We start from the raw sequence: 20692 nt of genomic DNA, 5'->3' as shown, positions 1-20692 counted from the left end.
TTAAATGCGCGTAAAAATACTCAGGAAGCCAGCGCCCTATTCAAATCCCCGAATCCGGTCACCATTGAAATTCGGCAGGCGCCACTCGAAGTGCAACGCCAGGAAGCGGAACAGGAAACCGGAGCCGATGGATGCCAGCTGCGCCACCGAGCTGTCGACCTTGAAGTACAGCAGGCCGACATACAGGCTGCCCGTAAACAGGGCCACGGTGGCATACACTTCGCGCTGCAGCACGAGGGGAATCTGGTTGCACAGGATATCGCGCAGCAGGCCGCCGAAAACGCCCGTGATCATCCCCGCCAGCACGACGATGGCCGGATGCATCTTGGCCGACATGGCGATGTCGCAGCCGATCACGCAAAACGCAACCAGACCCAGTCCATCGACCAGCAGGAAGACGGCGCGCAGATGGTGCAGGTAGCGCGCGACAAAGGCCGTAACGACGGCCGCGCCGATGGTAAACAGCAGGTACTCGGGATGCGCGATCCAGCCCAGCGGATAGTGCCCCAGCAGCACGTCGCGCACCGTGCCGCCGCCGAGCGCCGTGACGGTGCCGATCATGCAGATGCCGAACAAATCCATGCCGCGCCGCATGCCCATGATGGCGCCGGACATCGCTTCGGCGACAATCGCCACCAGGTAAATCGTATATAACAGCATGCTCTTACTCTTCCGAAAATGATTTGAGAATTTGTTCGCGTTCGCGCGCTTCGCTCAGGGTGCGCGCCTCGTTCGTGCCCGTGCTGGAGCCGCCGTTGCCAGCGTCACCGTGCGCCATGCGCGTATCCGCACCCAGGCTGCCGCAGCTGACGCTGCTGTGGATAAAGGCAAAGTTATCCTTCAGGCAGTCACCGGCCAGGTATTCGGCATACACGTAATCGCCGTCGAGCAGGGCCAGGCCTGCCGGTTCGGCCAGCACCTGTTCGCGACGGCCCTGCACGGCCACCTGCATGTAATCGCGCCAGACGGGCAGCGCCAAGGTGCCGCCGGTGGCGTTGCCCAGGCTCTTAGGCTGGTCGTAGCCGAGCCAGACGACGGAGACGAGGCCCGAGGAATAGCCGGCGAACCAGGCGTCGTACGCGTTATTGGATGTTCCCGTCTTGCCGGCCGCGTCGCCGCGTCCCAGCGCCAGCGCGCCGCGGCCCGTGCCGCTCTTGACGACGTCGCGCAGCATGCTGTCCATGACGTAGGCGTTGCGCGTGGAGATGACTTGCGTGCCAGGCGCCGGCTCGCCCTTGGCGCGTGGCGCCGCATCGCTGAACAGCACTTCTCCGCTGCGGCTGCGCACTTCCTTGATCAATTTCGGCGGCATCTGCACGCCGCCATTGGCAAACATGGCATACGATTGCGCCAGCTGCAGCGGCGTGACGGCGCCCGCGCCCAGCGCCAGCGGCAAGGAGACGGGATTGCGCGCGCCCTCGAAACCGAAGCGCGTGGCGTAGTGCTGCACATAGCCTGGACCAGCCGCCTGCATCAGGCTGACGGCCACGAGGTTTTTCGAGCGCACGAGGCCCCGCCGCACGCTGATGAAGCCTTCATAGTTGTTGCCGTAATTGCGCGGACGCCAGGGCTGCGCGCCCGTCTCCTGCGGCAGCAGCAGGCGCTGCGTATCGTCAACGGCCGTGCCGGGGAAATATCCCTTTTCCAGCGCCGCAGAGTACACGAAGGGCTTGAAGCTGGAACCGGGCTGGCGGTAGGCTTGCATGGCATGGTTGTAGTGGTTGCGGTAGAAATCGAAGCCGCCCGCCATGGCGACGATTTCGCCGCTGTGCGCCTCGACGGAAATCAGTGCGCCTTCCATCTCGGGCAACTGGCTCACCAGCCAGCGGTTCTTTGCCGCGTCGTGCATCACGCGGATCACGCTGCCCTCGACGATGGCGCGCTTGCCATCCCACTGCAGCTTGCCGCCCAGGCGCGCATCCGATGCCGTCAGCACGATCTCGTCGCCATTGCGCAGCTGCGCCTTGACCTGGCGCATACCGTTCGTCTCCACCTTGCGCACCAGCGCGGCGCGCAATTCACCGCTGTCCGGATAGGCGGCCAGCTGGCGCGCCACGCTGTCTTCGGAGGCTGCCAGGCGCGCTTCCGGGCCACGGTAGCCGCGCCGTGCCTGCGCATTCAATAAACCATCGCGCAGCGACTTGTCGGCCGCCCGCTGTGGCGCCATGCGGATGGTCGTCGTCACGTCCAGGCCCATGCTGTAGGCACCCTCGGGATAGCTTTGCAGGATCAATTGGCGCGCTTCCTCGACCGCATACGCGGCCGCGTGCACGGAGCTGTTGCGGTCCTTGTTCAGGGCCAGTTTTTCCGCCACCGCCGCATCGTATTCGGCTGGCGTGATGTAACCGAGTTCGCGCATGCGCTGCAGGATGTAGTGCTGGCGCACGGTCGCGCGCTGCGGATTGGCGACAGGGTTGTAAGCCGATGGGGCCTTCGGCAAGCCGGCCAGCATGGCCGCTTCGGCGATGCTGACGTCGGCCAGCGGCTTGTCGAAATAAATGTTCGAGGCGGCGGAAAAACCGTAGGAGCGTTCGCCCAGGTAAATCTGGTTCATATACAGCTCCAGCAGCTTGTCCTTGCCGTAGTGCTGTTCCAGCTTGTAGGCGAGCAGCATCTCCGTCAGCTTGCGCTGCACGGTCTTTTCGCGCGACAGGAAAAAGTCGCGCGCCACCTGCATGGTGATGGTGCTGGCGCCCTGCGCGTGGTGGCCCGTGACGACGTTGGCGAGCGTGGCGCGCGTGAGGCCATAGAAATCGACGGCGCCGTGTTCGTAGAAGCGCGCATCCTCGATGGCCAGCAAGGCCTGGCGCATGCGCAGGGGGATCTCCTTCAAAGGCAGGAATTCGCGGCGCTCTTCGCCGTATTCGGCCAGCAGCTCGCCTTCGCTGGAGAAAATGCGCAGCGGCAGCGCGGGCTTGTATTGCGCCAGGTGTTCGACGGCGGGCAAATCCTGCCACGCCTGGCGCAGCCACCAGCCGCCCGCCAGGGCTGCGGACAAGCCCAGGCCCAGGGCCAGTCCCAGGCCGAATTTCAGCTTGCGCGCCAGCTTGGATGGCGGCTTGCGCGCCGTGGCGCTGTTTTTGCCGCTGTCCTGCGAGCTGTCTTGCGCCGTATCTTGCGTTTCCATATTGTCATTCCTTTGCTGCCAGGAGGCCCCGCGCAGGCGCGCGGCACTCCATCAAAGAAGCATTGTGCACTGCAACACACCTATCCTTATAAAAAGTAAGTATTATTTAGTATTGATAAATTTTTCTTATGTTAGGCGCGCACCATGGACCTCAATCCCAAGCACACGGAAGCGTTCCGCGCCGTCGTCGAAACGGGCAGCTTCGAGCAGGCGGCGCTGCGGCTGCACCTGACGTCGCCCGCCATTTCGCAGCGGGTGCGGGCGCTGGAAAGCCAGCTGGGCAATGCGCTGATCGTGCGCAGCCGTCCGGCGCGCGCCACGCGCATGGGCCAGCGGCTGATGCAGTATCTGAAACGGGCCAAGCTGCTGGAAGCGGACTTGCAGGCGGAACTGGCGGTACAGCAGGATGCCCCGCTGACCCTGGTGCTGGCGCTGAACGCCGATTCGATGGGCACCTGGTTCTTTCCCGCCCTGTCCGAGGTGCTGATACGCGAGCGCGTGCTGCTGGACCTGACCGTGGAAGACCAGGACCACACGTATACCTTGCTGGAAACGGGCATGGCGATCGGCTGCATCAGCACGGAGCCCAAACCCATGCGCGGCTGCACGGCCGAACCGCTGGGCGTGATGCGCTACTGGCTGGTGGCCACGCCGGCATTCCGCCAGCAGTGGTTCGCGCATGGCCTGACGCGCAAGGCGGCGCGCACGGCGCCCGTCGTCGCCTACACGCGCAAGGACACCTTGCAGTCGTCGTTCCTGCAAGAGGCGCTGGGGCTGCCCGAAGGGGCCTATCCCTGCCATTACGTGCCGGGCGCCACCTCGCACTTCAACGCCATCCGCTACGGCCTCGGCTACGGCATGGTGCCCGAGCTGTTACTGAAGGCAAATACGGACGGCGAGCTGGTGGAAATGCTCACGCCCAAGACCCCGGCCGACGTGGCCCTGTACTGGCACACGTGGAAGGTGCAGTCGCCACGCCTGGAGCAGCTGTCGCGGCAAATCGTCGCGGCGGCGCGCAGCATGCTGAAATAGCTACCGCTGCATGCCCCAGCGCTTGAGAGTCACACGCTCCAGGCTGCGAAAGCCGATGTTTTCCACCAGCAGACCGATGACGATGACGGCGGCCAGGCCCGCGAACACCTTGTCCGTGTACAGCTCGTTGCGGTTCTGGAAGATGTACCAGCCCAGGCCGCCCTGTCCCGACGTGGTGCCGAATACCAGCTCGGCCGCGATCAGGGTGCGCCAGGCAAACGCCCAGCCGATCTTGAGGCCCGAGACGATGGAGGGCAAGGCGCCTGGCACGAGGATGTGCAGCACCAGGCGCAAGCCACTCAGCCCATAGTTGCGCCCTGCCATGCGCAAGGTCTCGGGCACGCCCTGGAAGCCCGCATACGTGTTCAGGGCCAGCGGCCACATCACGGAATGAACGATGACAAAGATCAAACTGGCGCGCCCCAGGCCAAACCACAGCAAGGCCAGCGGCAACAGGGCGATGGCCGGCAAGGGATTCAACATGGCCGTCAGGGTTTCCAGCACGTCGCGCCCGATGCGGCTGGACACGGCCAGCAAAGTCAGCACGAAGGCGGCCAGCACGCCCACGGCATAGCCCTGCAGCAAGACGACGAGGGACGCGGCCGTACGCGTGAGCAACTCACCGCTGGCGATGCCGCCGATGAATGCCTGCGCCGTCTGCAGAAAACCGGGCAACAATAAATCATTGTGCGTCCAGCGCGCCGCGCCTTCCCACAGCAGGGCCAGGCTGAGCAAAATCAAGGCCTTGCGCCATAGCGCATGCTGGCCCAGGCGCTGCCAGCGCGACAGCGGCCGCTCGACGGTGACGCCGGCCGGCGGCGGCGCCGCGTAGACGAATTCCTGGCGGATCGGCGGTTCCAGCAGCGCGCTCATACGGCCTCCCTGTGCGCGGTCTGTGCTGGCGGGACGGCAACGGTTTCCTCATCGAACAGCAAACCATGGATGCGGCTGCTGGCGGCCTGGAATTCCGCGCTGCCGGCGCTGTGCAGGCCGAACTGGTGACTGTTGAGTTCGGCGCGCACCCGGCCCGGATGGGGCGACAGCAGCAGGATACGGTTGCCCACGACCAAGGCTTCCTCGATCGCATGCGTGACGAACACGAGCGTAAAACGCAGCTCTTCCCACAAGCGGCTCAGCTCTTCCTGCATCTTGCGCCGCGTCAAGGCGTCGAGGGCGGCAAACGGCTCGTCCATCAGCAGCACTTCCGGCTGCATGGCCAGGGCGCGGGCGATGGCTACCCGCTGTTTCATGCCGCCCGACAAGGTATGCGGATGGGCATCCTCGAAGCCGGCCAGGCCCACCTTGGCGATCCAGTGATGGGCGCGCTCGCGGGCCGCCACCTTGTCCAGCCGCTTGCTAGCCAGCAAGGGGAACATGACGTTTTCCAGCACGGTCTTCCATGGCGGCAACTGGTCGAATTCCTGGAATACGACGACGCGGTCCGGCCCCGGTTTCTGAATGGGCTGGCCCTGCATGGCGATGCTGCCCGCACGCGGCGCGATGAAGCCGGCCACGGCTTTCAGCAAGGACGATTTACCGCAGCCGGATGGCCCCAGCAGCACAAAACGGTCGCCGCGGAACACGTCGAAACTGACGTCATGCGTGGCGCGCACGGTGCGCTGTTCGGTCCGATATTCCAGGCTGACATTCTTGACGCTGAGCAAAGGCTGTAAGGCGACTGGCGGACGTAGCAGGTGAAAAGCGGGTGCGTTCATGTCAGCCTCCTTGCGTAATGGCAGGGTCATCAAAGAAGTAATCGCGCCAACTGTCGGGCAGGTTGCGGATGGCGTTCACGCGGTGCAAAAATTGCGCCAGGCCATGGGTGTTTTGCGGCGCGATCTTGAATTGCACTTGCGGATTCGCAAAGATTTTCAGCAGCAGGTTGCGGTCTACCTTGCTCTTGTTGACCTTGATATAGATGTCGGCCGCGCCCTGCGGATTGCTGCTCGCGTACTGCGCCGCTTCCGCCAAGGCGGCGATGAAGGCGCGGTAAGTCTTCGGATTGTCCTTGCGGTACTTTTCCGTCGCATACAACAGGGTCGACGAGCTGGGCCCGCCTTGCACGTCGTACGAGTTCAGGATGATGTGGGCGTTCGGGTTTTGCGCCAGTTCCTGTTCCTGGAACGGCGAATTGCCGAAGTGGCCCGTCAGCTCCGTGCCGCCGGCGATGATGGCGGCGGCCGCGTCCGGGTGCGGCAGGGTTTGCGTGATTTTATCGAGGCGGGCAAATTCCTTGTCGCCCCACTGCTTCGCCACCGCCATCTGCAGGATGCGCGCCTGCACGGAAACGGACACGGCGGGCAAGGCGATGCGGTCCTTGTCCGTCAAGTCCGCCAGGGTTTTCACCTTGGGGTTGTTGCTGATCAAATAGTAGGGGAAATTGCCCAGCGAAGCCACGCCGCGCACGTTCTGCCTTCCCTTGGTGCGGTCCCAGATGGTCAGCAGCGGCCCCAGCCCAGCCCCCGCGATATCGATATTGCCGGACAACAAAGCGTCATTGATGGCCGGCCCGCCGGACAGGGTGATCCACTCGACCTTGACATCGACGCCCTGCTGCTTGCCATGCTTTTCGATCAGCTTTTGTTCCTGCGCAATATTGAGCAGCAAGAAGGTGATGCCATGCTGGCCCGCGATGCGAATCTGCCCTTCGGCCCGGGCCATGGGCATGGCCATGCACAGCAGGGCGATGGCGGCGAGCAGGCGGCGGGCAAAGGTAACAATCGACAACATGGACACTCCTTGGGTCAGATCAACAGTCAAAATCAGTACGGCGCATCGCCTTCGATGGTCGTGCGATACAGCTTGCGGCGCTGGTCGGGCGGGCAGCCCGTCGCCAGGTGCATCAGCGAGCGGTTGTCCCAGAACACCAGGTCGTGCGGTTGCCAGCGGTGCACATATAAATGCTCCGGGCGCACGCTGTGGGCAAACAGTTCATCGAGCAGAGCGCGGCTTTCATCGTCGGGCAAGCCGACGATGCGCGTGGTGAAGTGTTCGCTGACAAACAGGGCGCGGCGGCCCGTTTCCGGGTGCACGCGCACGACGGGGTGCGTCACGGGTTTGACTTCATCGACCTGCGCCTGCGTCAGCGCGGGCCGCCATGGGTTGCGGCGGCGCAATTCCTCGTACTGGCTCAGATAGCTGTGCTCGGCACGGGCGCCCCGCACGGCGTGGCGCAGCGCGGCCGGCAAGCTTTCCCACGCCAGGTGCATGTTGGCAAACACGGTATCGCCTCCGTCCTGCGGCAACTCTTGCGCGTGCAGCATGGAACCGAGGCTGGGCACTTCCTTGTACGACAGGTCGGAATGCCAGAAATGGCCCGCGTCGCCCAGGCCGATGGGCTGGCCATCCTCGACGATGTTCGAGATGATCAGCACTTCCGGCTGCGTGGGCAGCTGGAACTGGCGCAGCACGTGGATTTGCAGGGGGCCGAAGCGGCGGCTGAAATCGACTTGCTGCTGCGGCGTGATGCGCTGGTCGCGGAACACCAGCACGTGATGGTCGAGGTGGGCGTGGTGCAGGCGCTGGAAGTCGCCCAGCGACAGCGGCTGCGCCAGGTCCAGCCCCAGCACTTGCGCGCCGAGCGGCGCATCGAAAGTCTCGATACGGAACGGGCTGGAAGAAAACGCGGGTTTCAGGACGGCCGACATGGGAATTCGCCAAGAGTCAGGGGAAGTCCACTGTATGCCGGCCAGCCTTGCTTGCAAACGAAGCATTTACTATATGGATATGCGCGGCGCGTTGCGCCACGCTGCCACAGCGGCTGTCACGAATTGGCACAGCAGTACCGGCCTTGCCCGGGAATGGCGCTAGCACGCAACTTGCTTATCCATCAAGCTTTAACCCTAGCCCAGGAAAGCCATGCCCACCTACGCCCTGCTGCTCGCCTTGCTGTTTACCGTTCCCGTCCATGCCCAGGATAGCCAGGGTGAAAGTGATCTCAGCTACAAAGCCTATGTGCACAGCGACAAGCGCATCAAGTGTTTGTACGGCTATGCGGCCGACAAGACGGGCGACCATGCGGCCGCCGTCGCCATCTTTGAAGATTGCATCCGGCGCTGGAACGATGTGTATTCGATGATTTGGCTGGCCCAGCTGTATGAAACCGGCATCGGCGTGACCAAGGACCTGGCGCAGGCGACGGCGCTGATGCGGCGCGGCGCGCATACGAATGATGACGCCGCCTATGCACGGCTGGCGCGCTACCACTATGGCGTGGCGCTGGCCGAAGGCCGGGGCACGCCGCAGGACATTCCCCAGGCCAAGACCTGGCTGCGCCAGGCGGCGCAAGAGGGCGTGCGGGAGGCGGCCGACTACCTGGGCCGCCTGGAAGGCGCGGCACCTTAGCGCCGCGCCAGCATTGCTGGCTTACGCCGTTGCTTCATAGCGGGCCAGGCGGGCCGCCATGCGCGGCGCCAGCTCGTGGCCGGCCTTGACGGTCACTTCCAGGTCGTTCAGCAAGCCATCCTTCAAGCCATAGACCCAGCCATGGACGCTGAGTTCCTGGCCGCGTTCCCACGCATCTTGCACGATGGTGGTCTGGCACACGTTCAAGACTTGTTCCACCACGTTCAGTTCGCACAGGCGGTCGCCGCGCTGGCGGCTGGTCAGCACGTCGCCCAGGTAGCGCTCGTGCTTCTGGCCCACGTCCTGGACGTGGCGCAGCCAGTTGTCGACCAGGCCGATGCGCGTGCCCGTCATGGCCGCATGCACACCCTTGCAGCCGTAATGGCCGACGATGATGACATGTTTGACTTTCAGCACGTCCACGGCAAATTGCAGGACGGACAGGCAATTGAGGTCGGAATGCACGACCACATTGGCAATATTACGGTGTACAAACACGTCGCCAGGCGCCATGCCCAGCAGTTCGTTGGCGGGCACGCGGCTGTCGGAGCAGCCGATCCACAGGTATTCGGGCGACGTTTGCGCTTCCAGATTCTTGAAGAAGTTCGGGTCTTTCGCCACCATCGAGTCGGCCCAGCGGCGGTTACGCTGCAGCAGTTCCGCCAGGGCCAGGCCATTTTTCGGTTCGGTCATATCGCTCCCATTGTGTGCGTACGACTGAGTTGGCGGCAGATCGCGCCCATAGGCCGGCGATGCGCGCACATTTCTCAGTCGTGGTGAAAAAAACGCCGGGATGTTTCAGCATCCCGGCGCATGGTATTACGTGTGCTTACTCAAAAAAATCCTTGACCTTGTCTTTCCAGGTCTTGCTTTGCGGACTGTGCTTCGCACCGCCCTCGGTCGTCGACTTTTCAAAGTCGCGCAGCAGGTCTTTCTGTTTTTCCGTCAGTTTCACCGGTGTTTCGATGGCCACGTGGCAGAACAGGTCGCCCGCGTAACCGGAGCGCACGCCCTTGATGCCCTTGCCTTTCAGGCGGAAGGTCTTGCCCGACTGGGTGCCTTCGGGAATCGTGAACGACACTTTGCCGTTCAGGGTCGGCACCTCGATTTCGCCGCCCAGGGCCGCCTTGGCGAACGAGATCGGCATTTCGCAATGCAGGTCGTCGCCTTCGCGCTGGAACACCGCGTGCGGCTTGATGTGGATTTCCACATACAGGTCGCCCGACGGACCGCCATTCGTGCCCGGTTCGCCGTTGCCGGACGAACGGATACGCATGCCGTTGTCGATACCGACTGGAATTTTCACTTCCAGGGTCTTGTTGCGCTTGATGCGACCGGCACCGCCGCATGGCGTGCACGGGTCGGTGATGACCTTGCCGCTGCCATGGCATTTCGGGCAGGTTTGCTGGATGCTGAAGAAACCTTGCTGCATGCGCACCTGGCCGTGGCCACCGCACGTACCGCAGGTGGTGGGCGAAGTGCCCGGCTTGGCGCCGCTGCCGTGGCAAGTGTCGCACTTGTCCCAGCTCGGCACGCGGATGGTCGTGTCGAAGCCGTGAGCAGCTTGCTCCAGTGTAATTTCCAGGTTGTAGCGCAAGTCGGCGCCACGGTACACCTGTGGACCCGCATTGCGGCTGCGTCCACCGCCACCGCCAAAGATGTCGCCGAAGATATCGCCGAAGCTGTCGGCAAAGCCGCCAGCACCGCCGCCGAAGCCGCCACCGCCGCCCATGTTCGGGTCCACGCCAGCGTGACCGTAACGGTCATACGCATCGCGCTTTTCCGGATTGGTCAGCATCTCGTAGGCTTCTTTGACTTCCTTAAACTTTTCTTCCGATTCCTTGCTATCCGGATTGCGGTCCGGATGGTATTTCATCGCCAGTTTACGGTAAGACTTTTTGATCTCTTCTTCCGAAGCATTTTTTGCGACACCGAGTGTCTCGTAAAAATCACGCTTTGCCATGTTGTCGGCACCTTGCAGTCTATCTACTGATGTAAAAATTACACGAAAAAGCCGAGTCGAGTGCTGCGCTAGGCGCAGCGACTCGGCTCGGCCGGTCTTCGCGGCTAATCCCGCGATGTAGCGTTCAGCCCGGCTACCCCCAGTTCATGGGAGCGCAAGACAATTACTTGCTGTCTTTGACTTCTTTGAAGTCAGCGTCGACAACGTCGTCTTGCTTGGCGCCCGCGTCCGATGCGCCAGCAGCTTGCTGTGCACCTTCCGCGCCGCCGGCAGCTTGCTGCGCTTGCATGTCGGCATACATTTTTTCGCCCAGTTTCTGCGATGCGCTCGACAGTGCTTCCACCTTGGCGTCGATCTCAGCCTTGTCGCCCGCCTTGATGCTTGCTTCCAGGTCGGTGATCGCCGCTTCGATCTTCTCTTTCTCGCCCGCATCCAGCTTGTCGCCGTATTCGGTCAAGGATTTCCGGGTCGAGTGTACCAGAGCATCGGCCTGGTTGCGCGACTCGGCCAATTCTTTGACCTTCTTGTCTTCTTCCGCGTTCAACTCGGCGTCTTTCACCATCTTCTGGATTTCAGCCTCGGTCAAGCCGGAATTGGCCTTGATCGTGATCTTGTTTTCCTTGCCGGTGGCCTTGTCTTTCGCGCCGACATGCAAGATGCCGTTGGCGTCGATGTCGAAGGTCACTTCGATCTGCGGCGTGCCGCGCGATGCTGGCGGGATGCCTTCCAGATTGAATTCGCCCAGACCCTTGTTGCCGGCGGCGATTTCGCGCTCACCCTGGAAGACCTTGATGGTCACCGCAGGCTGGTTGTCGTCGGCCGTCGAGAAGACCTGGCTGAACTTGGTCGGAATCGTCGTGTTTTTGTGGATCATCTTGGTCATCACGCCGCCCAGGGTTTCGATACCCAGGGACAGAGGGGTGACGTCCAGCAACAGCAAGTCCTTGCGTTCGCCCGACAGGACCGAACCTTGAATCGCTGCGCCCACGGCGACGGCTTCGTCCGGGTTCACGTCCTTGCGTGGATCCTTGCCGAAGAATTCCTTCACTTTTTCCTGTACCTTCGGCATACGCGTCATACCGCCGACCAGGATGATGTCATCGATGTCCGACACTTTCACGCCAGCATCTTTGATGGCGGTACGGCATGGTTCCATCGTGGCCGTGATCAACTCTTCCACCAAGGACTCCAGCTTGGCGCGGGTCATCTTCAGGTTCAAGTGGACCGGTGCGCCGTTCGCCATGGCGATGTACGGCTCGTTGATCTCGGTTTGTTGCGACGACGACAATTCGATCTTCGCGCGCTCGGCCGAAGCCTTGATGCGCTGCAGGGCGATCGGATCTTTTTTCAGGTCGATGCCGTTGATCTTCTTGAACTCGTCGATGATGTAATCGATGACGCGCTGGTCGAAGTCTTCGCCGCCCAGGAAGGTGTCGCCGTTGGTCGACAGCACTTCAAATTGTTTCTCGCCATCAACATCCGCGATTTCGATGATCGACACGTCGAACGTACCGCCACCCAAGTCATACACGGCGATTTTACGGTCGCCTTTTTCGGTCTTGTCCAGGCCGAACGCCAGCGCTGCCGCAGTTGGCTCGTTGATGATGCGCTTGACGTCCAGGCCAGCGATACGGCCGGCATCCTTGGTAGCTTGACGCTGCGAGTCGTTGAAGTACGCAGGCACGGTGATGACGGCTTCGGTGACTTCTTCACCGAGGTAGTCTTCTGCCGTTTTCTTCATCTTGCGCAGGACTTCAGCCGAAATTTGCGGCGGCGCCAGTTTTTTGTCGCGTACGCCGATCCATGCATCGCCGTTGTCGGCTTTCATGATTTGGTACGGCATCAGCGCGATGTCTTTTTGCACTTCTTTTTCGTCGAACTTGCGACCGATCAAACGCTTGACTGCGTACAGCGTGTTTTTCGGATTGGTCACGGCCTGGCGTTTCGCTGGCGCGCCGACGAGAATTTCGCCATCTTCTTGATAAGCAATAATCGACGGCGTCGTGCGTGCGCCTTCAGCGTTTTCGATTACCTTTGGTTGACCGTTTTCCATGATGGAAACGCAGGAATTCGTGGTTCCCAGATCGATACCGATAATTCTACCCATGATTTTTTTCCTTTTATTTGCTAGATTTCAGATGGTTCTTATATGTGGCAAAGCGGCATGGTTTCAAGGCTTGCTTGATGCCGCCCTCTGATTATTTTGCTTGCGCGGTCGTTACAATGGCTGGACGCAGCAGGCGGTCCGCAATCATATAGCCCTTTTGCAGGACTGATACGATGGTATTGGCTTCCTGGTCCGCTGGCACCACGGCAACAGCCTGGTGTTTCATCGGATCGAGCTTCTCGCCCTGCACCGGCAACACTTCCACCAGGCGGTTGCGCTCGAACGCGGCGTTCAGTTGCTTCAGGGTCATCTCGACGCCTTCTTTCAGCGAGTCGATGGTCGGTGTTTCCACCGTCAGCGCCGTTTCCAGGCTGTCTTTCACCGGCACCATGGCTTCGGCAAAGCTTTCCACTGCGAATTTATGCGCTTTAGCAACATCTTCCTGCGCGCGGCGGCGGATATTTTCGCCATCGGCCTTGGCACGCATGAAGGCATCGTGCATCTCTGCAAGACGCGCTTCGGTACTCGCCAGCTGCTCTTCCAAAGTAGGCTCTGCGGGAGTCGATGGGGCAGTCGCCGCGGCGTCCGCTTGCGGATTAGGTACAGCGTGGTTTTCCTGATCTTGCATCTGAAAAGCTCCTACAATCAATGACTTAAATGAGTTAGTCTAACTATCTTTACAACACTAACGGGCAGATGGGGCTATATCCTATTGTTTCAAGGGGTATGCATGGCAAAACCGGAATTACAGCGATCCATGTTACAGCTTATTACAAAGCACTTCCCATTTCGGGCAGCGATCCGTGCGCGCCCCCCCCTTGATTTTCCAGGCTTCCCACGGCAAAGCGGGCATTCTACCAGCCCCGCCGCAGCCATCGCCACTGGCGATGTTGCTATTCGGAAAACACCTTGGCTGCGCCAGACATGACAAAGCCGCGCAAGCGCGGCTTTTTATTGCTAAAAAAATAATTGCCTTTAATTCGGCGCGCCCAGGGCCAGGGCCGCCGTGCGCGCCTGCTCGCCCGCCTTCTTGTCCGCTTCGCGCTGCGCCGCCGTCTTCATCGTCGGCCAGCCAATCATGTGCTGTTCGGCAATTTCCGCCAGGCCAGCGATCCAGGCTGGCGTTTCGTTCAGGCAAGCGATGTAATGAAATTGCTGGCCGCCTGCCGCTTCGAAGTCATGCTTGGCTTCCATGGCGATCTCTTCCAAGGTTTCCAGGCAATCGCTGGTAAAGCCCGGACACAGCAGGTCGACGCGCTTGACACCCTGTTGCGCCAGCGCCACGAGGGTGGGCGCCGTGTACGGCTGCAGCCATTCGGCCTTGCCAAAGCGCGACTGGAAGGTCACCACGTATTGATCTTTGCTTAACTTCAACTTTTCCGCCAGCAAACGCGCCGTTTTCAGGCATTGGCAGTGGTAGGGATCGCCCAGCAGCAAGGTGCGCTTGGGCACGCCATGAAAGCTCATCACCAGTTTTTCGGGACGGCCATGCGCTTCCCAATGGTTCAGCACAGAATCGCGCAAGGCGTCGATATACGTGTCGTGCTCGTGATACTGCTTGATAAAGCGCAATTCCGGCACATTGCGCACCGTGGCGTAATGGGCAAACACGGCGTCGTAGATGGAACCCGTCGTCGTGCCCGAGTATTGCGGATAGGCAGGCAGGATGGCGATGCGCTCGCAGCCTTCGCTTTTCAGCCTGGCCAGCACCTCCGGCAGCGAAGGCGAACCGTAGCGCATGGCCATGGCCACGGTGACGCCATCGTGCCCCCGCTCGGCCAGGGCGCCGGCCAGCAATTTCGCCTGCTTTTGCGTGTGCACTTTCAGGGGCGAACCGTCACGCGTCCAGATCGACGCATATTTCTTGGCCGACTGGCCGGAGCGGAAGGGCAAAATGATCAGGTTCAAAATGAACCACCAGACGAGACGGGGAATCTCCACCACGCGCGGGTCGGACAAAAATTGCTTCAGGTAGCGCCGCACGGCCGACGAGGTCGGCGCATCGGGCGTGCCCAGGTTGACCAGCACCACGGCGCTGCGGTCGATACTGCCATGCGTGTACGACGGTTCTGTTTGAAATGACATGAAAGCTCTTCGAAGGCGTTGGATGGATTAGCCGACCATTATAGTTACATTGCGTCAACATTGGGAAAGATGGAAAGGAACGGCATAAGGCTAACTGCCATTCTCACCAGACCGGTTTACGCTAACAACGCCTAACAAAACCGTAGCGAGCGGCAGCGAGGCTCGGCGCCCCCGTTGGCCCGAGCAGCGCAGCTGTGCGAAGCATGGGGCCGCCGAGGCAGTGAGCATCGCAGGCCGCGACCCGCGACGCGCAGTAGGTTTGGTTAGGTGTACTAGATAGCCAGCAATTCGCGTGCATGCTTGCGCGTGGTGGCCGTGATTTCCAGGCCGCCCAGCATGCGCGCCACTTCTTCCACCCGGGCCTTGGCGTCGAGCATGTCGATGCGCGACGCCGTCTTGCCATTGTCCAGGGTGCTTTTTGCCACCTGGAAATGCTGATTCGCCTGGCTGGCCACTTGCGGCAAGTGGGTCACGCACAGCACTTGCCGTCCCTGCCCCAGGCGTTTCAACAAACGCCCCACCACTTCGGCGACGGCGCCGCCGATGCCGCTGTCGACCTCGTCGAAGATCAGGGTCGGCGTGGTGGTGGCGTGCGAGGTGATGACGGAAATGGCCAGCGCGATGCGCGCCAGTTCGCCGCCGGATGCGACTTTCGCCAGCGAGCGGGGCGCCGTGCCCGCATGGCCGGCGACGAGGAATTCCACTTGCTCCAGGCCATGCGCGGCCGGTTCGCACGGGTGCAGGGCGATTTCAAAGCTGCCGCCCGTCATGCTCAGTTCCTGCATGGCGCGCGTGACGGCATGCCCCAGTTCCAGGGCGGCGGCGCGCCGCGTGTTTGATAACCGTTCGGCCACGCCGCGGTATTCCGCCTCGATCTTCGCTTCCTGGCGCAGCAAGCCCTCGATGTCGGAGGCGTCGGCCAGGTGCTGCAGCTTTTCCGACAGCTTCGCGTGTTCCTCGGGCAATTCTTCCGGCGTGACGCGGAATTTGCGGGCCGTGCTGTGCATGGCTTCCATGCGCGCGTCAAGCTGGTGCAGGCGCTCCGGGTCCAGTTCGACCCGGTCCAGGTAATTGTTCAGCGCGTACACGGATTCCTGCAATTGGATGCGCGACGATTCGATCAGGTCGACAATCGGTTGCAATTCCGCATCAACGGACACCAGCTTGCCCAGCTTCTGGTTCAGGGCCGACAGTTGCGACACGATCGGATGGTCTTCCTGCTCAGAAATGATGGACAAGGCTTCCTGCGCCCCTTCCAGCAGGCTGGCCGCGTGCGACAGGCGGCTGTGCTCGTTCGTGATCTCCGTCCATTCGCCGGGCTTGGCGGCCAGTTTTTCCAATTCTCCCACTTGCCATTCCAGGCGTTCGCGCTCGTACAGCACGTTGGCGGCGTTGGTTTCGAATTCCTCGCGCTGGCGCACGAGGGCGCGCCAGCGCTTGTGCAGGGCGGCAACTTGCCGCGCATCCTGCTCCGCACCCGCTTCGCGCGCCGTCGCCTGGCCGTCGAGCAAGGCGCGCTGCGCCTCGCTTTTCAGCAAGGACTGGTGCGCATGCTGGCCGTGGATGTCGACCAGCATGTCGCCCAGCTCGCGCAACTGCGCGGCCGTGGCGGGGATGCCGTTGATATACGCTTTCGAGCGGCCCGCGTTGTCGATTACGCGGCGCAACAGGGCGCCGCCCTCGTCGTTGGCGAACTCATTGGCGGCCAGCCACGCTTGCGCCACCTCGCTGACGGAAAAATCGGCCGTGATGTCGGCCTTGGCCGCGCCTTCGCGCACCACGCTGGCGTCGCCGCGCCCGCCCAGCGCCAGGGTCAGCGCATCGATGAGGATGGACTTGCCGGCGCCCGTCTCCCCCGTCAGCACGCTGAAGCCGGCGGAAAATTCCAGTTCAATGGTATCGACAATGACAAAATCGCGAATGGACAGTGTATGGAGCATGGCTTCTGTGGTTGGGCGGCGCACCGCGGGTTGACTTAGAGAAAATGTTAGCTGAGCTTGCCCTCGCCCGACGGGTACTCATTCCAGTGCAATTTTTCACGCAGGGTGTTGTAGTAACTCCACCCTTCCGGATGCAGGAAGGTAATCGCATGCGGCGAACGGCGGATGAGGATGCGGTCTTGCTGCACCAGGCTGGCAAAGGTCTGCATGTCGAAATTGACGCTGATATCGCGCCCGCGCACGATTTCCACGACGATCTGGCTGGAATCGGGCAGGACGATGGGGCGGTTCGACAGCGCATGCGGGGCGATCGGCACGAGCACGATGCCGCCCAGGGTCGGATGCAGCAGGGGGCCGCCGGCCGACAGTGAGTACGCGGTCGAGCCCGTGGGCGTGGAAATGATCAAGCCATCCGAGCGCTGGTTGTACATGAAGTGGCCGTCGACCTCGACGCGCAATTCGGCCATGCCGGCGCCGCCGCCGCGCGAGACGACGACATCGTTGACGGCCATGCCCACGTGTATCGACTCGCCGTCACGCAGCACGCTGCCTTCAAGCAAGGTGCGTCGTTCGGCCTTGAAGCGGCCGCCGAGAATTTGCGCCAGCACGGGCAGCATGCGCTCGAGCGGAATATCCGTCATGAAACCCAAACGCCCCTGATTGATACCGATCAAAGGTACGTCGAATGGCGCCAGCTGGCGCGCAATGCCCAGCATGGTGCCGTCGCCGCCCATGACGATGGCGCAATCGGCGGCGGCGCCGATCTCGGCCGGCGACATGGCGCGCACGCCGGGAAACGCCAGGTTCAGGTGCGCGGCCGTCTCCGCCTCGAAGACCACCGTGTGGCCCAGCACTTGCAGGAAATCGACGATGCTTTTCACGGGCTCGGCAATGCCATCCGTATTCTGGCGCACGACCAGGGCGATGGTCTTGGCGCCCAGGTTGAAGCGCTCTCCCGGGGCTGGCAAGGTCGCGGCTGGCTGTTCGGCGTGTGTATCGACGGGCATAAGAGTCTCGGTAGTGAATTCGGTGGCAAACCGCCCCAGGCTGTCGCATCGCACGCCGGCATCGCATAATACTGTATATATGCACAGTATAGTGCGGCTGCCGCGTGCCTGCAAGGGGCGTTCTTGGTGTTGCACGCAGTGTAGCGCAGAAAAAGAATCGTCCATGCGTGCGCCAGCGCTCCCTGCCCGGACAAATCCGCTTGCGGGCGGCCTGTCCCGGCGGGACACTGATGGCACGTCATTTTTACTGTCAGGAGGCCATATGGCTACCCAGCCAAGCGAGCGCAAGATCAATACCGAGGAAAAAGTCAGCAATGACGGCGTCGACCGCCTGCCGCACGAGCGCGACGAATCGCCCGATGCGCAAAACGTGCGCCCGCGCAAGATCATGCAGCAGGCAGCCAGTGACCTGGAGCAAGGCCTGGTCGATACGGACCGGCGTGCCCAGCCCGGCGTGGAAAAGGTCAAGCCGGCCGAACCGAAACAGGCGCGTCCCGACGCAGAACTGGAACCAAAGAAGGCGCGCTGAGTCGAACTGTCGTGGGCCGCGCATGCTCCCGCAGTGTGACGCAACGAACGGAAGCGGCAAGCCCCGGCGCGCATGATGGACGCTCGAACCACGCAAGGAGTACATCATGAAAAAAACAGGATCAGCCGTCTGGAGTGGCGGCCTTAAAGATGGCAAAGGGTTTATTTCCACCCAAAGCGGCGCGCTCGACAACGTAGCCTATGGCTTCAACACACGCTTCGAAGACGGTCCAGGCAGCAATCCGGAAGAACTCATCGGCGCCGCCCATGCGGCCTGCTTCACCATGGCCCTGTCCGGCCAGCTGGGCGAGGCGGGCTTGCGCGCCACGGCCCTGAAAACCACGGCCGACGTCAGCCTGGAAAAAATCGATGGCAGCTATGCCATCACGGCCGTGCACCTGACCCTCGTGGCCAGCATCCCCGGCGCCACCGACGAAGCGTTCCAGGACGCGGCCCTGCGCGCCAAGCTCGGCTGCCCCGTGTCCAAATTGCTGGCCACGGAAATCACCCTGGACGCCCATCTGGAGTAATGCCGGCATGCCGTCCGCTACCGTCCCATCGCAGGACGGCAGGGGCGGCCTCGGCAAGAAAGCCGTAAAACGCATAAAATCCTGCCATTCCCCTATCACCCTCAAGGATTTACGATGCGTATTTTGCACACCATGTTACGGGTCGGCGACCTGCAGCGCTCCATCGATTTTTACACCAAGGTCCTGGGCATGAAATTGCTGCGCACCAGCGACAACCCGGAATACCAATACACGCTGGCCTTCGTCGGCTATGGATCGAATCCCGACCACGCGGAACTGGAACTGACGTATAACTACGGCACCACCAGCTACGAGCTGGGCACGGCGTATGGCCACATCGCCATCTCGGCCGATGACATCGTCGCCGCTTGCGACGCGGCACGCGCGAATGGCGGCAACGTCACGCGCGAACCGGGCCCCGTGAAAGGCGGCAACACGGTCATCGCCTTCATCACCGACCCGGACGGCTACAAGATCGAATTGATCGAGCGCAAGTTCGACGGCCAGGGCGGCGGCCTGTAATACCTCAGCCTGGCTCGGCGGCCTGTGCAATGGCCGCGCGCAGCCAGGCGATGCCCGCATCGCCGTCCGTGCGGCGGTGCCGTATCACTTCAAACGCAAACGGCGCGATGGCAAACGGCGCAGCGTACTGTGCCAGCCCTTGCGCCGCGCTGCCCTGCAAGGCGCGCCGCGCCACCGTCAGGATCAAGTCCGTCCCCCTCACGACATCCGGTGCGACCGTCCAGTACGGCACGCGCACGGCGATGCGGCGCGTCTGTCCCAGCTGGGCCAGGGCCGCGTCGACTTCGGCCGCCATGCCGCCTTCGCTGGACGCCACCAGCACATGGGGGCGCGCCAGATAGGTGTCCAAACTCAGCATTTCACCGGCCGCAAGGCTGGCCGGATCGAGCGCGCACGCGAACGTTTCCTCAAATAAAGTTTCTCTGTGCAGCTGCTCGGGCAGTTGCGGGAACACGCCGAGCGCCAGGTCGATCTCGCCGTCCTGCACGCCAGCGATCACGGCCGGGCGACTGGCATAGCTGACAACCAGGTCGATGCCGGGCGCGTCCGCGCGCAAGCGCCGCAGCAAAGCGGGCAAGAGCATGGCCGCGCCGTAATCCGACATGGCCAGGCGAAACACGCGCTGCGCCGTGGCCGCCTCGAAGACGGCGCCGCCCAGCACGGAACGCACGCTTTGCAGGGCTTCGGCCAAGGGCCGCGCCAATTCCAGCGCGCGCGCCGTCGGCTGGAAGCCGCCCTTGCCGCGCAGTAGCAGCGGGTCGCCGAGCAGGTGGCGCAAGCGGGCCAGCGCATGACTGACGGCAGGCTGGCTCATATGTAACCGTTCGGCCGCGCGCGACAAATGGCGCTCGCTGAGCAACGCATCCAGGATCACCAGCAAGTTCAAATCGACGGCGCGCAGATTATTCATTTCATGCATAGTTGGATGACAAACTACGAATTGGATTTAATCATGACAGCATAATACGATGATCGCATCAACTCAACAAAGATGGAGTAGCACATGCATGGATGGATCACCGTATTTGCCCCGCTGGCCATGCTGGCCGGCGCCGTCGTTCCCTTCCAGGCGGGCGCGAATGCCGCGCTGGGCCGCAACCTGGGCCACCCGCTGTGGGCCACCCTCGCCTCGCTGGCCGTCAGCGCCGTGCTCGCGTCCCTCGTGATGCTGCTCTGGCGGGTGCCGGCGCCCGATGTCAGCCTCGCCATGCGCGGACCGGGCTGGTCCTGGCTGGGCGGCGCGGCCGGCGTGTTTTATATTACGGCCGCGCTGATGCTGGCGCCGCGCATGGGGTCCGGCCCCTTCATGGCGGCCGTCATCGGCGGGCAAATGCTGGCCGCGCTGGCCATCGACCGCTACGGCTTGCTGGGCTTTGCCGTGAAGCAAATTTCTCCGCTGCACTGGGCCGGTGCGGGGTTGGTGGTGGCGGGCGTGATCCTGACGCAAGTGGCCAACAGCCGCGCCGTGTGATAACACGGCAAGACGAAAAAAAACCAGCGCCGTCGC

General features: G+C 62.3%; 20 protein-coding genes. 6 read left to right on the top strand and 14 right to left on the bottom strand.

Annotation, left to right across the window (positions count from 1 at the left end; genetic code table 11):
• Positions 1–36: 36 nt before the first annotated feature.
• A complete protein-coding gene (locus tag CLU94_RS16050; protein ID WP_099666336.1) occupies positions 37–660 on the bottom strand; it encodes a trimeric intracellular cation channel family protein in 624 nt (207 codons plus the stop codon).
• A 4-nt stretch (positions 661–664) separates the two neighbouring features.
• On the bottom strand, positions 665–3127 hold the full coding sequence (locus CLU94_RS16045; protein ID WP_099666335.1) for a penicillin-binding protein 1A: 2463 nt from the start codon (positions 3125–3127) through the stop codon (positions 665–667).
• A 144-nt stretch (positions 3128–3271) separates the two neighbouring features.
• Here CLU94_RS16045 and CLU94_RS16040 point away from each other — a divergent pair, with 144 nt between their 5' ends.
• On the top strand, positions 3272–4159 hold the full coding sequence (locus CLU94_RS16040) for an HTH-type transcriptional regulator ArgP (protein ID WP_099666334.1): 888 nt from the start codon (positions 3272–3274) through the stop codon (positions 4157–4159).
• On the opposite strand, the gene CLU94_RS16035 is transcribed toward CLU94_RS16040, so the two are convergent.
• Genes CLU94_RS16035 through CLU94_RS16020 form a run of 4 tightly spaced genes read right to left on the bottom strand, consistent with a single transcriptional unit; the run spans position 4160 to position 7806 of the window.
• Complete coding sequence (locus tag CLU94_RS16035) at positions 4160–5032, bottom strand: ABC transporter permease (RefSeq protein WP_099666333.1); 873 nt, start codon at positions 5030–5032, stop codon at positions 4160–4162. It abuts the gene before it with no gap.
• Positions 5029–5874: an ABC transporter ATP-binding protein gene (locus CLU94_RS16030; RefSeq protein ID WP_099666332.1), complete on the bottom strand. Its 846-nt coding sequence runs from the start codon at positions 5872–5874 to the stop codon at positions 5029–5031. The genes CLU94_RS16035 and CLU94_RS16030 overlap by 4 nt, the downstream gene beginning before the upstream one ends.
• A gap of 1 nt (position 5875) precedes the next feature.
• The gene (locus CLU94_RS16025; RefSeq protein WP_099666331.1) at positions 5876–6889 is read right to left on the bottom strand and encodes an ABC transporter substrate-binding protein; all 1014 of its coding nucleotides are present in this window, start codon (positions 6887–6889) and stop codon (positions 5876–5878) included.
• 32 nt (positions 6890–6921) lie between these two features.
• Positions 6922–7806 (bottom strand): TauD/TfdA dioxygenase family protein, encoded by an 885-nt coding sequence (locus CLU94_RS16020; RefSeq protein WP_099666330.1) that lies wholly within the window; start codon positions 7804–7806, stop codon positions 6922–6924.
• Between the two features lie 211 nt (positions 7807–8017).
• On the opposite strand from CLU94_RS16020, the gene CLU94_RS16015 reads away from it, so the two are divergent.
• The gene (locus CLU94_RS16015) at positions 8018–8503 is read left to right on the top strand and encodes a tetratricopeptide repeat protein (RefSeq protein ID WP_099666329.1); all 486 of its coding nucleotides are present in this window, start codon (positions 8018–8020) and stop codon (positions 8501–8503) included.
• A gap of 21 nt (positions 8504–8524) precedes the next feature.
• Here the strand turns inward: CLU94_RS16015 and can are convergent, their stop codons facing one another.
• The 7 genes from can to CLU94_RS15980 all read right to left on the bottom strand — a co-directional run bounded on the left by can (position 8525) and on the right by CLU94_RS15980 (position 17605).
• Positions 8525–9196 carry a carbonate dehydratase gene (gene can, locus CLU94_RS16010; RefSeq protein WP_099666328.1) on the bottom strand — a complete coding sequence of 224 codons (672 nt, stop codon included), beginning with the start codon at positions 9194–9196 and terminating at the stop codon, positions 8525–8527.
• Between the two features lie 136 nt (positions 9197–9332).
• Positions 9333–10466, bottom strand: a complete 1134-nt coding sequence (gene dnaJ / locus CLU94_RS16005; RefSeq protein ID WP_086147258.1) for a molecular chaperone DnaJ — start codon at positions 10464–10466, stop codon at positions 9333–9335.
• A gap of 163 nt (positions 10467–10629) precedes the next feature.
• Entirely contained in the window at positions 10630–12573 is a 1944-nt protein-coding gene (gene dnaK, locus CLU94_RS16000; protein ID WP_070290878.1) for a molecular chaperone DnaK, read from the bottom strand.
• 91 nt (positions 12574–12664) lie between these two features.
• Positions 12665–13201, bottom strand: coding sequence for a nucleotide exchange factor GrpE (gene grpE, locus CLU94_RS15995; protein ID WP_099666327.1), 537 nt, complete (start codon positions 13199–13201; stop codon positions 12665–12667).
• Between the two features lie 347 nt (positions 13202–13548).
• Entirely contained in the window at positions 13549–14658 is a 1110-nt protein-coding gene (gene hemH / locus CLU94_RS15990) for a ferrochelatase (RefSeq protein ID WP_099666326.1), read from the bottom strand.
• A 272-nt stretch (positions 14659–14930) separates the two neighbouring features.
• Positions 14931–16598 (bottom strand): DNA repair protein RecN, encoded by a 1668-nt coding sequence (gene recN, locus CLU94_RS15985; protein WP_099666325.1) that lies wholly within the window; start codon positions 16596–16598, stop codon positions 14931–14933.
• 47 nt (positions 16599–16645) lie between these two features.
• Positions 16646–17605 (bottom strand): NAD kinase, encoded by a 960-nt coding sequence (locus CLU94_RS15980; RefSeq protein WP_257218838.1) that lies wholly within the window; start codon positions 17603–17605, stop codon positions 16646–16648.
• Between the two features lie 262 nt (positions 17606–17867).
• On the opposite strand from CLU94_RS15980, the gene CLU94_RS15975 reads away from it, so the two are divergent.
• The 3 genes from CLU94_RS15975 to gloA all read left to right on the top strand — a co-directional run bounded on the left by CLU94_RS15975 (position 17868) and on the right by gloA (position 19185).
• Positions 17868–18134 (top strand): hypothetical protein, encoded by a 267-nt coding sequence (locus CLU94_RS15975; protein WP_099666324.1) that lies wholly within the window; start codon positions 17868–17870, stop codon positions 18132–18134.
• Positions 18135–18240: 106 nt separating this feature from the next.
• Positions 18241–18663 (top strand): OsmC family protein, encoded by a 423-nt coding sequence (locus CLU94_RS15970; protein ID WP_099666323.1) that lies wholly within the window; start codon positions 18241–18243, stop codon positions 18661–18663.
• 114 nt (positions 18664–18777) lie between these two features.
• The gene (gloA, locus tag CLU94_RS15965; protein WP_010401713.1) at positions 18778–19185 is read left to right on the top strand and encodes a lactoylglutathione lyase; all 408 of its coding nucleotides are present in this window, start codon (positions 18778–18780) and stop codon (positions 19183–19185) included.
• A 4-nt stretch (positions 19186–19189) separates the two neighbouring features.
• Here the strand turns inward: gloA and CLU94_RS15960 are convergent, their stop codons facing one another.
• A complete protein-coding gene (locus tag CLU94_RS15960; RefSeq protein ID WP_099666322.1) occupies positions 19190–20095 on the bottom strand; it encodes a LysR substrate-binding domain-containing protein in 906 nt (301 codons plus the stop codon).
• A gap of 93 nt (positions 20096–20188) precedes the next feature.
• Here CLU94_RS15960 and CLU94_RS15955 point away from each other — a divergent pair, with 93 nt between their 5' ends.
• The gene (locus tag CLU94_RS15955) at positions 20189–20656 is read left to right on the top strand and encodes a DMT family transporter (protein WP_099666321.1); all 468 of its coding nucleotides are present in this window, start codon (positions 20189–20191) and stop codon (positions 20654–20656) included.
• Positions 20657–20692 lie beyond the last annotated feature (36 nt).

It is taken from the genome of Janthinobacterium sp. 13 (assembly GCF_002749695.1).
Taxonomy (GTDB): Bacteria; Pseudomonadota; Gammaproteobacteria; order Burkholderiales; family Burkholderiaceae_D; genus Janthinobacterium; species Janthinobacterium kumbetense.
The sequence above is the reverse complement of the archived record's forward strand: the minus strand, read 5'-3'. Positions and strand labels throughout refer to the sequence as shown.